This window comes from Paraburkholderia haematera (assembly GCF_905220975.1).
Taxonomy (GTDB): Bacteria; Pseudomonadota; Gammaproteobacteria; order Burkholderiales; family Burkholderiaceae; genus Paraburkholderia; species Paraburkholderia haematera.
This window is the reverse complement of record NZ_CAJNBK010000008.1, coordinates 242,246-255,759: the sequence shown is the minus strand read 5'-3', so window position 1 is coordinate 255,759 and position 13,514 is coordinate 242,246. Positions and strand designations below refer to the sequence as shown.

The 13,514-nt window shown below is 61.2% G+C and carries 14 protein-coding genes; 8 read left to right on the top strand and 6 right to left on the bottom strand.

Annotated features, from left to right (window positions below):
* Positions 1-3: 3 nt before the first annotated feature.
* A complete protein-coding gene (locus tag KHO23_RS17255; protein WP_211612421.1) occupies positions 4-609 on the bottom strand; it encodes a short chain dehydrogenase in 606 nt (201 codons plus the stop codon).
* 207 nt (positions 610-816) lie between these two features.
* Entirely contained in the window at positions 817-1,269 is a 453-nt protein-coding gene (locus KHO23_RS17250; RefSeq protein ID WP_211612453.1) for a DUF3005 domain-containing protein, read from the bottom strand.
* Between the two features lie 367 nt (positions 1,270-1,636).
* Between KHO23_RS17250 and KHO23_RS17245 the strand changes: the two genes are divergently transcribed.
* From KHO23_RS17245 to KHO23_RS17235, 3 genes are all read left to right on the top strand, one after another.
* Positions 1,637-1,870 (top strand): hypothetical protein, encoded by a 234-nt coding sequence (locus KHO23_RS17245; protein WP_211612420.1) that lies wholly within the window; start codon positions 1,637-1,639, stop codon positions 1,868-1,870.
* A gap of 125 nt (positions 1,871-1,995) precedes the next feature.
* Positions 1,996-2,922 (top strand): serine O-acetyltransferase EpsC, encoded by a 927-nt coding sequence (gene epsC / locus KHO23_RS17240; RefSeq protein WP_211612419.1) that lies wholly within the window; start codon positions 1,996-1,998, stop codon positions 2,920-2,922.
* 84 nt (positions 2,923-3,006) lie between these two features.
* Positions 3,007-3,831, top strand: a complete 825-nt coding sequence (locus KHO23_RS17235) for an AraC family transcriptional regulator (protein WP_211612418.1) — start codon at positions 3,007-3,009, stop codon at positions 3,829-3,831.
* A gap of 314 nt (positions 3,832-4,145) precedes the next feature.
* Here the strand turns inward: KHO23_RS17235 and KHO23_RS17230 are convergent, their stop codons facing one another.
* From KHO23_RS17230 to KHO23_RS17220, 3 genes are all read right to left on the bottom strand, one after another.
* On the bottom strand, positions 4,146-4,694 hold the full coding sequence (locus KHO23_RS17230) for a metal-dependent hydrolase (protein ID WP_211612417.1): 549 nt from the start codon (positions 4,692-4,694) through the stop codon (positions 4,146-4,148).
* A 154-nt stretch (positions 4,695-4,848) separates the two neighbouring features.
* The gene (locus tag KHO23_RS17225) at positions 4,849-5,364 is read right to left on the bottom strand and encodes a hypothetical protein (protein WP_236066885.1); all 516 of its coding nucleotides are present in this window, start codon (positions 5,362-5,364) and stop codon (positions 4,849-4,851) included.
* 144 nt (positions 5,365-5,508) lie between these two features.
* Positions 5,509-6,660, bottom strand: coding sequence for a porin (locus KHO23_RS17220; protein WP_211612415.1), 1,152 nt, complete (start codon positions 6,658-6,660; stop codon positions 5,509-5,511).
* A gap of 629 nt (positions 6,661-7,289) precedes the next feature.
* Between KHO23_RS17220 and KHO23_RS17215 the strand changes: the two genes are divergently transcribed.
* Both KHO23_RS17215 and KHO23_RS17210 read left to right on the top strand, forming a co-directional pair.
* Positions 7,290-7,862, top strand: coding sequence for a hypothetical protein (locus KHO23_RS17215; protein ID WP_211612414.1), 573 nt, complete (start codon positions 7,290-7,292; stop codon positions 7,860-7,862).
* 190 nt (positions 7,863-8,052) lie between these two features.
* Complete coding sequence (locus KHO23_RS17210; protein ID WP_211612413.1) at positions 8,053-10,008, top strand: PhoX family protein; 1,956 nt, start codon at positions 8,053-8,055, stop codon at positions 10,006-10,008.
* Positions 10,009-10,292: 284 nt separating this feature from the next.
* Here KHO23_RS17210 and KHO23_RS17205 read toward each other — a convergent pair whose 3' ends face one another.
* Entirely contained in the window at positions 10,293-10,730 is a 438-nt protein-coding gene (locus tag KHO23_RS17205) for a hypothetical protein (RefSeq protein WP_211612452.1), read from the bottom strand.
* Positions 10,731-10,969: 239 nt separating this feature from the next.
* On the opposite strand from KHO23_RS17205, the gene KHO23_RS17200 reads away from it, so the two are divergent.
* The 3 genes from KHO23_RS17200 to KHO23_RS17190 are packed head-to-tail and all read left to right on the top strand — an operon-like array spanning position 10,970 to position 13,508.
* The gene (locus tag KHO23_RS17200) at positions 10,970-11,653 is read left to right on the top strand and encodes a CDP-alcohol phosphatidyltransferase family protein (RefSeq protein ID WP_211612412.1); all 684 of its coding nucleotides are present in this window, start codon (positions 10,970-10,972) and stop codon (positions 11,651-11,653) included.
* Between the two features lie 8 nt (positions 11,654-11,661).
* Positions 11,662-12,492: a HalD/BesD family halogenase gene (locus KHO23_RS17195; RefSeq protein WP_211612411.1), complete on the top strand. Its 831-nt coding sequence runs from the start codon at positions 11,662-11,664 to the stop codon at positions 12,490-12,492.
* Entirely contained in the window at positions 12,489-13,508 is a 1,020-nt protein-coding gene (locus tag KHO23_RS17190) for a flippase-like domain-containing protein (RefSeq protein WP_211612410.1), read from the top strand. Before KHO23_RS17195 ends, KHO23_RS17190 begins: the two co-directional genes overlap by 4 nt.
* Positions 13,509-13,514 lie beyond the last annotated feature (6 nt).

Below are 13,514 nucleotides of genomic sequence, written 5' to 3'. Positions count from 1 at the left end.
GGCTCAATACCCCACGCGATACACCCGGCCCGTTTGCGCGCCTTCCACACTGCGCAGGTAGGCCTGCGCCGCACGTTCGGCGCTCACTGGCTCGAAGCCGCGGAAGTAGGGGGCAAAGGCGTCGAGCGCTTCGATCAGCACCGTCGGGCTCACCACGTTGATGCGGATGCCGCGCGGCAATTCGATCGCGGCGCCACGCACGAAACCTTCCAGGGCCAGATTGACGGTGGTTGCATTCGCGCCTTCGCGAATCGGTTCGTCGCCGACAATGCCGCTCGTCAGCGTGAACGAGCCACCGTCATTCACGTACCGCTGGGCGCCCAGCACCACGTTGATCTGACCCATCAGCTTGTCGCGCAGGCCAACCCAGAATTGCTCGACGCTCATCTCCGGCAGCGGGCCGAAATGCAGCTTGCCCGTGGCGGTGACGACGCCGTCGACCTTGCCGATCTCGCTAAAGAGGCGCTCGATGCTGGCCGGGTCGGTGCTGTCGACGCGATACTGGCCGCGCGTCGCGCCCACTTCGATGACCTCATGGCGCGCTTTCAAGGCTTCGCTCACTGCCCGGCCGACTGTGCCGGTTGCGCCGATCACGACGATCTTTTTCATTTGCTGCTCCGTTCGGTATTAAATGTGCAGTCGATTGTGTCTGCGTTCAGCGGGCGGAAATAGCCTGTTCGAATTGCAGGTCCTGCAACCCCGGGTTTCTAATCCGCGACGAAACGCGCCCCGTCATTCAAACGGGGTGCGCTTTGGAATCGACTGATTAATCGGCGCGAGCGGCGTCATTCAAACAAGTGCGCGCAACGCGAAACCTTATTTCGCCCGATGTAATTCGATTATGCGAGTGGGCCGCAAATGATTAACAGCGTAATGAATACGTCCGCGTTCGCGACGGCTGCGGATCGAACGCGGTTCGTCGAACGGATCGTCCGCTGAATCGATGCCCTCCGGCTCGACCATGCCTTTGTCGATGACCGTGTAGCCCGGTTCGAGCGCCAGCAGCAGATGATTGCCGCCAATCCGGCTGTCGAAGCCGGCCATGCCGTCGTGCGCCTCGGGCACGCTGTTGATCAGCGTCGCGTTGCTCGTCGTGATTTCGTCAGGCGAGATCGGGCTGTAGCCGGCTATGCGGGCAGCCTCGAGATTCTTGCCATCGGTGTCGACCGTGCTGTCATGGGTGCGGTCGTTGTGCAGTTCCGCTGTGCGCGGGCCGATGGTGCGCGGCTGTTTTCCCGCGTCTGCTGGTTTGTTGATATCGCTGTTCATCATGCATTCTCCGTTGAAGAGGACATGGTTGAAGTGCAGCAAAACCCGATCCGCCTCGCGCAACGTCTTTGTGCGTGTGAATTTATCCTGCGCGCGGCGCCGCAGTTGTCTTGCGGTTATGCGCAGTGACGAAGACGGGCGTTTCGCCTGGCGATTGCGTCCGGATTCTTTTCGTTTTTTTTAATGGACGCTTATTTTCTACAGAGTATGATCTTACTCCGACGAGCGAAGCACGGTTAAATTGACGGCATGCGTCCGGCTGTTTTTACATGGATTGACGGCATGCGTCCGGCTATTTTTACATGGCTGACAACGAACAAACGCGCGCTGCTCAAAACACCTTACGGGCCGTCAGGGCGGGTGACACATGCACTTTGATGCTGCATTCACACATCGCGGCTACTTGCTGAATTGCGAGCCGGCGCGCGCGCGCGATGGTAGTTGGCAACCTTATGTGGTGATTTCCCGCTCGAGCGACGGCGAACTGGTCGCCAACCGTTTTTTCCCCTCCGACCTGCATTTCCCTGACGAAGCTACCGCCATCGCGCACGCGCGCGACTGGGCGGTGCGCTGGATCGATGCGAGCAGCGTGACCATCTGAAGCATCCGCGTGCCGCGGGTTGGCCCGCCCGGCAGCCGTGCGACGCTGCGCGAGCCGCGGCAAAACGCGGTAATCTCTTGGGACAATCACTCTGAACCGTGCCTCGCGCACGGCGCTGTCCTTTTATGCCTAACGTGCCTTCCCACAACTGGGGCCTCGAACAGATCGTCGCGGACTTGCGTGCGTCGCGTGAAGAATTGCATCGCACGCGGCATCCGCTCGGCATTCGCGAACTGCCGTCGCGCGAAGCGGTGATCGCGATTGTTGCCGGCTTGCGCGCGTCGCTGTTTCCCACGCATTATGGCGCCCCCGATCTAACCGACGAAACGGTCGACTACTACGTCGGCCACACGCTCGAGAGCACGTTGCGGTTGCTCGCCGAACAGATACGGCGCGCCTTGCGTTTTCTGCCCGAGTTCGGAGAGACCCCGGACGCCGATCTGAAGGCGCGCGCGTTCAACGTCGCGCGCGAATTTGGCACGCAATTGCCCGGCATTCGCGCGTTGCTGGTCAGCGATATTCAGGCCGCGTTCACCGGCGACCCGGCGGCACAGCACATCACGGAAATTCTGCTGTGTTACCCGGGCGTATGGGCGATGACGCACCATCGTCTCGCGCACGCGTTGCATCGCCTCGGCGTGCCTTTGCTCGCGCGCTTCATCAACGAGATCGCGCATTCGGCGACTGGCATCGACATTCACCCGGGCGCGACGATTGGGCAAAGCTTCTTCATCGACCATGGCACGGGCGTCGTGATTGGCGAGACCGCGATCATTGGCGAGCGTGTGCGCGTTTACCAGGCTGTGACGCTTGGCGCGAAAAGCTTTGCTGCGGACCTTGACGGTACGCTGATCAAGGGCAATGCGCGTCATCCGATCGTTGAAGACGACGTCGTGATTTATGCCGGCGCGACGATTCTCGGCCGCGTGACGATCGGGCGTGGCTCGGTGATCGGCGGCAACGTGTGGCTTACGCATAGCGTGCCGCCGGGCAGCAGCGTGTCGCAAGGCAAGGTCCGCGAGGGTGGGCGCACGGACGAGGAGGGTGGTTGATGAGGGGGCCGGCTCAAGCGTCATCCCGCGCATGGCGCCGTCGATTGGCGCGCGCGACGCTCTTTAACTCCTGAGAGGCGAACCATGTCGCGCGGCCGTGTTCACATGCCTCGTTGCGCGCTTGCTGGCGTTGAAGCGACGGTTGCTGAAACGGCGCATTCATTTCCGCGCCATTCGCACGATCGATTCGGGGTGGGCGTAATCGTTGCAGGCGGGCATCGATCGTCGAGTGGACGCGGCGTGGTTGAAGCGCGGGCGAGCGACGCGATCATGGTGAATCCGGGGGAGGTGCACGACGGCAGCCCGCTCGACGAACGCGGACGGGCGTGGCGCATGTTGTATTTCGAGCCGTCGATGCTAGCCGAAGTCGCTGTCGAGCTGAGTGGTGCGGCTACGCGAGAGATCGAACTGACGCAACCGGCGGTCCGCGATCCGTTGTTGAAGGTGTTATTTGAGCGGCTGTTTGCCGTATCGGTGGAAGCGCAAACCGTGCCGGACGATCTGGTGCGGGAGGAGGCGATGCTTGCGTTGCTTGGGTATCTGATTCGGACTCACGCGACCACGCCTGCACCATCGAGGTTGACCCACTCCTTGAGTCCGATTGCACGAGCGAGGGCCCGCATCGATGACGATCCTTCATCACCGCTCACGCTCGCCGAACTTGCCGCCGACACGGGCATGAGTCGCTTCCAGTTGTTACGAGGCTTCGCCCACGAGATGGGATTGCCGCCACACGCCTACAGGATGCAGCGCCGGGTGATGCTTGCGAGGCAACTGATCGCGCGTGGCGCGACGTTGGCTGATGCAGCGGCCGCATCGGGGTTTGCCGACCAGAGCCACATGACGCGAGCATTCGTGCGATTGCTGGGAATCACACCTGCCAACTACGCGTCTGCGACGCGGGCATAGCCCCGCACCGGAGTGAATGAACTGTGCATCGGCGCGCGCAGCGCCGCCGGAAGAATGAGCGCCTTGTCACTAGCGCCGAATGCGCGAGGACACAGATTCCAGATGCACCACTACCGCGGCTGCGCGGGGGACCCGCTTATGAGCTGGCGGTGTGAGCCGCTTTCTTTTGCCTACTTTTCTTTGCGGCAGGCAAAGAAAAGTAGGTGCCGCCCCGCACAGGGGCAACACTAATAGACCACTAACAAACCAAGGAAAGGCCAACCCCACAGGCATACAAAAGAACAAGCGCCGAACAGGCAAAAAAACCCCAACCCTCACCCCATTCCCAAAACCCGCAAAACCGCCCCCGCATGGACCCCATGCAACCAGACATGCTCCCCGACAAACCAGGCCGCGACCCAGGCCGCTCCAACAACAATCAAATCACAGTGCCCACTATTCCAAAGATTCAAAGAATGCCGCCCGGCCACCCACGGCACCCCTAAAGGATTAGGCCAATCGGCCAACAAATGCATCAACCCACCACAAGCGAACCCAAACGCTGGCGCAGCATAAACCGACCGCCCGAGCCAGTGATAAGAAACGGCGAGCAAAACGACCCAGGCCACACCCCAATGCGTCAACGTACGATGCGTAATCCACAGTCTTCTCGCGCGTGACCACCACGCCACTTCCAGCCAGTCCGGCGCTGTACTCCCTGCCACCCCGGCGATGAAACTCAGCAACACGCCGATATGGAATGAACCAAAAAACGAACCAAAAAACGAACCATGAAACGAACCACCACCGACGCGCGCAACAACAGCCGCGGCGATAACACCGGCTGCAAACCCAGTCGCGTGATGTGCTTTGTTGGATGCCATCGAACCTCACGACGCAGCGCGCCTGATAGAAGATAAAGGGCGGCTATGTTCGCAGATGAACAGGTAAAAAAATAGCCGACACACGACATAAAAAATCGCGCATCGGCGTGGCCTCCGGTGTGGCCTTCAGCAACGCAACCGTATCGCCGGAAACTCAGGTCGCACAGCGTGCAATATCGACGCGCATTTCCGGTTCAGGCGGGTCGTCCGGTGCATTCGCGGGATGCATCACCTTGATAACCGAGCCCGCGTTGAACGGTGTCAGCGTAACGAAATACGAGTTGTTCGAATCGGAGCCGACGGCGATCTCGGTCGCGTCGCCTACGTGCGACATCCGCGCGCGTGACAGCTTGCTTTCGAGGCAATCGGCGATATAAGCAGGGGCGCGCTGCGACGACACGTACATCATCGGCTGGGACGCGTCGCGGGCGGGGCCGCTGGAGGAACCACAGGCAGCGAGCAAAGCGGTGGCGGCAGCAGCGGGAGCAAGCAGGAGAAGTCGTTTCATGGTTCGATCGTCGGCGTCCCCGATCGTGCACGGGAACTTGGGGCGCGAGCGAAACGCGACGCGATTGAACGCTACGTCGTGCTTCGCGACGAAGCCGCCGTTCAATCGTAACAACGTTACGGCAAGGAAGGCAGCCAGTTCAAGTATACCCACCGCGCGCATACGCCGTCACCACGATTGCATCGAAATGTAAGAGCCGAAGCCCCATGAAAAAACCCGCGCGTGATCGTGTCACCCGCGGGTTCGGCTGCAGAGCGGATCGATGCACCGCTCTGCATGTGCTACCAGAAAAACCTGGAAACAAACTTAGAAGCGATGACGCAGACCGACGGCCGCAGCAACCTGGTTGCCAGTCGACGACGGCGCCAGCGTGTTGATCGCCGCCACGTTCGCGCCGAAGTTGCCAAGCTCGCCCGATGCGTGCTGGTACACGCCTTCCACATACACGTCGGTACGCTTGCTCAGCGCGTAGTCCCCTTGCAGCGACACCGTGTGCCACTTCGGATCGCCCGAGCCGTTCGAACCCGACATCTTGCCGTTGGTGAACGTGTACGAAGCCGAGAGGCTCAGTGCCGGCGTCAGTGCGTATTTGCCGTTCAACTCGTAGTTGTCCAGATGCAGGTTCGTACCCGCCACGCCAGGCAGTGTCGCGCCGCCGACATCCACGCCGGTAATGCCGTCCAGTTGCGTATGCGTGTACACGAAACCAGCCGTTGCCGGGCCGTACGTGTAGTTGATACCCGCGCCGAACGTGCGCTGCAGGTTCGCTGCGACTGCCGCGGTGCCGTCGCCTTGCGACACGGCGCCGCTCAGGTTCGAACTACCCGAGTTGTTCAGTTGCAGGTAAGCGGCGGCGACACTCAGCGGGCCGTTGTCGTACGAAGCGCCGACGCTCCATGCGCGGTTGTTCGAGAATTGGCCGGCCGAATTGCTGAAGCCGTACAGGCCGCCGAATTTCAGGCCGGCATAGTTCGCGCTCGTGTACTTCACGGTGTTCTTGATCGAGAACGAGTTGTCCAGATTGTCGTTATCGAACGGGTGAGCGGCCAGGTTGTTGCCGTAGCCCGCGCCCGCTTCGGACAGCGGCGCGAGGTAGTCGACCACGGAATCGTACTGGCGGCCGAGCGTCAGCGCGCCGTATTGATCGCTCTGCAGACCGACGAACGCCTGGCGATTGAACATCGTGTTGCTTTCCGAAAACTGGCCGTTGTTCAGGTTGAAGCCGTTTTCCAACGTGAAGATGGCATGCAGACCGCCGCCCAGGTCTTCGCTGCCGCGCAGGCCGAAGTAGGTGTTCGAGACCGATCCGCTACCTTGCTGCCAGTTGCTGTGGCCGCCCTGGTTGTTCGAGTAGACGAGGCCGGCGTCCAGCGTGCCGTACAACGTGACGCTGCTTTGTGCGTGAGCGGTGATGGCGAATGAGCCCACGAGACCTGCTGCGATGAGGGTTTTTTTCATGTTTAGATAACTCCGGGACAGTGCGTAGAGAATCGCATTCCAGTGTTTGCCGCCGATTGCGCCGGCTACCTGACGATCCGCTGCGAAGTGTATGCCTGCTATTTATATCTTTACGCTTATATGGCACAACAATGAATTCTCTAATTCGTAATAGCGGATTCGGGGTTGCGTAAGTACGGGTAAATAAAGAAAAAAATCATTGTGTGAGAGGGTGCTGTAATTGTTCGTCAAATTGTGGGTGTTGCTCGATCGCGACGTTCCCGCTATGTCATATTCAGTAAGGGTTTGAGCGTTTCGTTGAGTTGATTTAGGTTCATTCTGTTTTCTGCAATGCACTCTTCCAGTTCGTGTTATCTATCCTGGCGAATTACGGTTCTACAATTCACTTGCCCTTTGACCAAGGGTGTCTTTTTCATCTCTTTATACGCGGCTTTCGGGCCGCGTTTTTTTTTGTATTTTTTATGGTTAATTTATAAGCTTAAGAAAATAACGAAATGCGCTATTGCAATCGTGCAAGGAGCGTGTCCCGGCTTGTCCGTTCGTCATAGGGCCGCATTCGGCGTGTGCGGGACAGGTAGAATCGCAGGCTTGAGATGTGTTTCCGCCCCGCGAACGTGAGTAAACCTGTAATGACCGATACCCCCCTTCCATCGTCCAACGCCGCTGCTGACTCCACGATGGAAGGCGCGTCCAAAATCCACGACACCCCGCCCGAGCATCTGGACGAAGCGCAACCCGAAACCCAGCACGAAGCGCGTCTGTGGCGCGACGACGGCTGGACCGCGCGCGTCATCAAGAACGAAGATGACGAAGGCTGGGCTGTCGCAATGATCAAGGACGGCGAAGCCGAACCGGCGCTCGTCGGCCCGTGGACGATGGGGCGCAACAAGAAGGATCCGAAGCCGCTCGACACCTCGGCGTTCAACACGCTGGTGAAAACCGCGTCTGAAGTGCTGCGCCGCCATGAGCAGCAACTGCGCGCCCAGTTGCATAAAGAAGTGCGCGTGGCCAGCGCGGACGGCAATAACGAACTCGACATCACCCTCGACATCGTTCCCGACGAAGACGAACCGTACGCGCTGCTGACCGCGCTCGACACATTCGGCGAGCAGCTCGCGCAAGTGCAGGTCGCGCCGAACTTCAAGCTGAGCAAGGCGAGCGCCGCGGCGTGGGTCGAAAACGAATTCCGCCGTCCGGGCTAGCCGGGGTGATGCCAGGGCTTGGCTAACGAAAAGTCAAACGAAACATTACTGTTGCCTGTCAATATACTTTCATATTGACTTCATAGAATCCTCGCGTCATAGCGGCGCAAGCGTAAACCATGCGGTTTTGGGTCTGGTGCGTGCCGGCTGTGCATTCACCCACGCTACCCAAACCCTGGATCACGACAACATGGCAGAGCCGTTCGACCTTTCCCGCCGCAAGGCCCTGAAACTACTCGCCGGTGCGCCAATGCTGCCGTTAGGCGGCCTCGCAACGGCGTCGATGCTGACCGCGTGCGGAGGCGGTGGCGACGAGCTGACGACACCGGTCAAGCCGGTGGCCAATTTCGTCTCGGCGGCATTCAGTGGCATGGCCGCGCCGACGCTGGCGGATCCCGCCGCAATGGCGAAAACCACGGTCGGCTCGACCCTCTCGGTGCAACTGAGCGACGGCAGCAGCCGCACGTTCAAGCTCGCCTACCAGCCGTTCTTCGTCACCGGCGATACGGTGCCGAACATCAAGGGCGGGACGATCCTGGCGGGCGGGTACTTCGACATCAACAATCAGCTGATCATCGATAAATCCGTTGCGGGTAAGGAGCGCCAGTTCTATTCGGATTGTCCGGATGGAAGCTCGCTGATCCGCCTCGACAAGCCCGCGGTGAAGGGACTCAAGGGCAATGCGGTATTTGCTGTCGTGCAGTTCGAGTACACGACCCGCGATCAGAGCCTGGCGTCGATGTATGGCCAGTTGCCTTCGCCGATTGCCGTGCTCACGCTCGATCAGGACCCGGCCACCGGCAAGCTCACGCTGGCGGGGTACCACAACGTCGATACGTCGAAGGCACATGGTTTGTGGATCACCTGCGGCGCGAGCCTCTCGCCGTGGAATACGCATCTGTCGAGTGAAGAGTACGAGCCGGACGCCGTCACGATCGCGACCAATAGCCAGTTCAAGGGCTTCAGCCGCAGCCTGTTCGGCGACGAAACCACGGCCAATCCCTATCACTATGGTCACCTGCCGGAAGTGACCGTCAATCCTGACGGCACCGGCACGATCAAAAAGCACTATTGCCTTGGCCGCATCTCGCACGAACTGATTCAGGTGATGCCGGACAAGCGCACCGTGCTGATGGGCGACGATGCAACCAACGGCGGCCTCTTCATGTTCATCGCCGATCGCGAGGCCGATCTGTCGGCGGGCACGCTGTATGTCGCGAAGTGGACGCAGGTATCGGCAAGCGGCGCCGGCGCGGCGACGCTCTCCTGGATCAATCTGGGCCACGCGACCAGTGACGAAATCGAGGCGCTCGCCAATCAGTTGCGCGCGAGCGACATCATGGACGTCGCAACCAAAGACCCCGCCGATCCGACCTACATGAAGATCAACTACAACGGCACCTTCAACTGGGTTCGCGTCAAGCCCGGCATGACCAAGGCCGCGACCTTCCTCGAAACGCATCGCTATGCAGCGTTGGCGGGCGGCAGCATGGGTTTCACGAAGCTCGAAGGCACGACGGTCAATGCAAGGGACAAGGTGCTGTATTCGGCGATGTCACGCATCGAAAAATCGATGGTGCGAGGGTACACTGCCTCGACCGATGTCGCCGTCGACAAGGCCATCAACGCCGGTGCGGTTTACGCGCTCAGCATGAAGGGCGGCCAGCGCGACCGCGGCGGCAGCGCGATCAATAGCGACTGGGTGCCGGCGGACATGGCCGCACCCGCGGCCCTGGTCGGCGAGGATCTGCCGGCCGCCGACGCGCTCGGCAACACGGCGAACCCGGAGCGCATCGCGAATCCGGATAACCTGAAATTCTCGGAGAAACTGCGCACGCTGTTTATCGGCGAAGACAGCGGCATGCACGTCAACAATTTTCTGTGGGCTTACAACGTCGACACGAAGACGCTCGCCCGTGTGTTGTCGTGTCCCGCGGGCGCGGAGTCGACGGGCCTGCACGCGGTCGACGAAATCAACGGCTGGACATACGTGATGAGCAACTTCCAGCATGTCGGCGATTGGGAAAGTCCGTTGCACGACAAGGTGAAATTGACGCTCGATCCGCTCGTGCGGACGAACTATAAGGACCGCTTCGGCGCGACGGTCGGGTATCTGACGGCGGACCCTGCGGGGATCAAGCTATAGGGGCAGGGGCAGGGGCAGGGGCGAGGCGAATTTCCACCGCGCTTAACCGGGGACCTTGCGCCAGAAACAGGTGAGGCCCCACGTGGGGGCCTCATAACTCGCGGGTGCGCTTGATCGGTATGACCCGACGTAACCAGCACGGCTGGACCCTGTTTGACCAGGAGGCAGATAGACGCCCTTGCGGGCCCCGAAAAATCCATCTGCCGCAGTTACAACGCGTAAAGCACTGGCTCCCTATCTCCCTATCGGCCATTCCCTGCCCGGCTTCGCGCCGGCCGGCCGCCTCAACTCCGCTTGCAGAAAATCGCTGTCACGAGCGGCGCCACCCGATGGACGATCGCCGTGCTGCTGGCCGCGGTGATCGCGCTCTGGACCTTCGATTCGCTACCGAACACCACGACACCGTAGGCGGAGCGGGCCACCGGCTCTCCGTCGCCGACGCGAAACATCGGGTCATCTTTTTCGTAGCCGACCACCGCGAAGACGTGAAAGCCGAATGCGGTCAGGTCGGCGCCTTGCGTTGGCGAAAACGCATTGATGGAGTTGCTCTCGACCCGCGTCGGTTTCGGGTCGATCAATTGTTGCTGGGCGAGGTCGGCGATGAACTGATGACCGCTCTCATTGCAGATCAGGGGCGCGTCGAGGGCTGCTGCGGCGTGACTGGTGAGCGGCAGCGCCGCAGTGGTCAGAGCAAGGAGTACAGAAGAAAACAGGCATTTCATAGGCGTGAATGGCGACCCGCGTTCGATGTAGTGTAATCGCAGCGGGTGGCGGCCAGGTGGAGCGACCCGAAAGACGTTGCGCATCGAAGGGATCTGTCCTGACAGGCGCAACTGGATCCGCACTTTAACGTGATTTGGCATATCTTGCGCGGCGCCTGGCACGCGGCCGCAACGAATATCCTTAAGAAAACGTTAAGGAATGAAGCAAGCTTTCACGATCCCGTATATATTTCCGCCTTATGAATTCCCTTCCAAAAATTCCATTAAACGTTCCGGCCCCCGGAACATGGGACGCGAGGCTTGCCCGTCGGCTGGTCACGCCGCTCGTCAATACGTGGGTGACGCCCAATCATCTGACCACGCTGCGCTTGCTGATTGGTTTGGCTGGCGCACTGTGTCTCGGCCACGGCGGATTTGCCTGGGCCAACGCGGGTGCCTTTCTGATCGTACTGTCGAACTTCGTCGATCACACGGATGGCGAACTCGCGCGCATTGGCGGAAAGTCGAGCCGGTTCGGTCATTTTTACGATCTGGCTTGTGACGCGCTCGTGACTGTCATGTTGTTCGTCGGCATGGGTATCGGTACGAAGCATGTCGGCTCATTGAACATTGCACCCGGATGGCTCGGCGCCGTGGCGGGCGTTGCGGTCGCATTGATTTTCTTCCTGCGTATGCGCATCGAGGATAGGGCGGGCAAGGCCGGCACGAGGCAGGCGTCGGTCGGCGGTTTCGAAACCGAAGACGTGCTGTATCTGCTACCCATCGTCACGCTGACGAGCGCCGTCATGCCGTTCATCGTGGTCGCGTCGATCGGCGCGCCGCTCTTCGCCGTCTGCGTTGGGGTCGACTACTGGCGCGTCGTGCGCCGCGCCGCACATTCGGCGGCCGCGCCCGCCAAGGCGTCTGAAACCAGTCAAATGTGAGCAATCGAATGAGTATGCACGCCGAAGACGACGTGATCGCACCAATCTCAGTTGAAGGTTCGCCGGCCGCTTTGCCACACACACCGCCCACGCCCGCACCCAATGCCGATCGTGCGGTGGCGAGCCGCACGCGGACATTCAACACGCTGCGTCTTTCCAGGGATTTTGCCGATCAGGGCGCGTTCCTGTATCTGGACGATTTCCTTGCGCCCGAAGTCACCGCCCAGCTCGCCCAGAGTGCGCGCGGGCTTCTCGATGAAGTGAACCGCAACTATCTGCCGGGCCACAAGCAGGGCGGCAGCGTAAGCCGTCATACGATCGACCGCCTCGCGCCGTTCATCGCCGAGCTGTATCGCTCGAAGGAATTGATCGGCTGGCTCGAGCAACTGAGCGGCGACACGCTGCAAGTGTCGCCCGCGGACGATCCGCACGCGTATGCGCTGTACTACTACACGCGTGCCGGCGACCACATCGGCTGGCACTACGATACTTCGTACTATGACGGCCGCCGCTACACGCTGCTGCTCGGCGTGATCGACGAATCGTCGTGCCGGCTCGACTATGAATTGCATACGCGCAATCCGGACGTGCCGGACCAGCCGGGCTCGGTTCAGATTCCGCCGGGCGGCCTGGTGTTTTTCGATGGCGACAAGCTTCGTCATCGCATCACCCCGGCCGGCGCAAACGAAATGCGCGTGTCGCTGACTTTCGAATACGTCACCGACCCGAACATGCGGCCGTGGCGCCGTTTCGTCTCGAACATGAAGGACGCGATTGCGTACTTTGGCTTTCGCCAGGTTTTCCGTCAGATGACGAAGCGCGGCAAGGACCACGCATGACACGCGCGGCCCTGATTTTGCTGTCGATCGGGACGGCGCTTTTTGTCGGCCTGCTCGCGTGGCAGGGTTTTGGCGCCGTCGCCTCGGCGCTGGCCGCGGCAGGCTGGGGGCTTGTGCTGGTTGCGGCGTTTCACCTCGTGCCGCTCGCGCTCGACGCCGGCGCAATTTCGGTGCTGTTCCAGCGCCAGTGCGACGGCGTGCATCGCGACGCGACGCTGCGCGACGCCTTGTTCGCGCGCTGGATCGGCGAATCGGTGAATAGCCTGTTGCCGGCTGGCCAGATCGGTGGCCCCGTGGTGATGGTGCGGCAACTGTCCCAGCGCGGCATGCGCATGCGCGACGCGGCGGCTGCGATTACCGTCAGCACCACGATGCAGGCGCTCGCGCAAATCGTTTTCGCGCTGCTCGGGCTGCTGCTGTTCGGCGCTTACGCCGCGCACGGCGCGCTTCAAGATCTGCGAACCGCCACGCTCATTGCTACCGGCGTGCTGGGTGCGCTGATTGCGGGCTTCTATTACGCGCAACGGCGCGGCCTGTTCGGCCGTCTGCTGGGCGTGGTCTCCAAAGTCTTCGGCAAGCGCGACTGGTCGTCGCTGATGACGCGCGCCGAAGCCGTCGACGCCGCCGTCCAGGCGATGTACCGCGAGCGCGGCCGCGTCGCGGCGAGCTTCGCCCTGAGTCTGGTGGGCTGGATCGTCGGCACGGTCGAAGTGTGGCTCGCGTTGCGCTTTCTCGGCCATCCGGTCGACTGGGTCGACGCACTCCTGCTCGAAAGTCTCGGCCAGGCGATTCGCGGCGCGGCGTTCATGATCCCGGGCTCGCTCGGCGTGCAGGAGGGCGGTTATCTGCTGCTCGCGCCGCTCGTGGGTTTGCCGCCGGATGCGGCGCTGGCGCTCTCGCTCGCCAAGCGCGCACGCGAAATCCTGCTGGCTTTGCCCGGACTCCTGGTTTTGCACTTCAGCGAACGAAGCTGGCAACGGCGGCGCGCCACGGCGCGCGTGCCGGTTGTCGATTAACCTCCG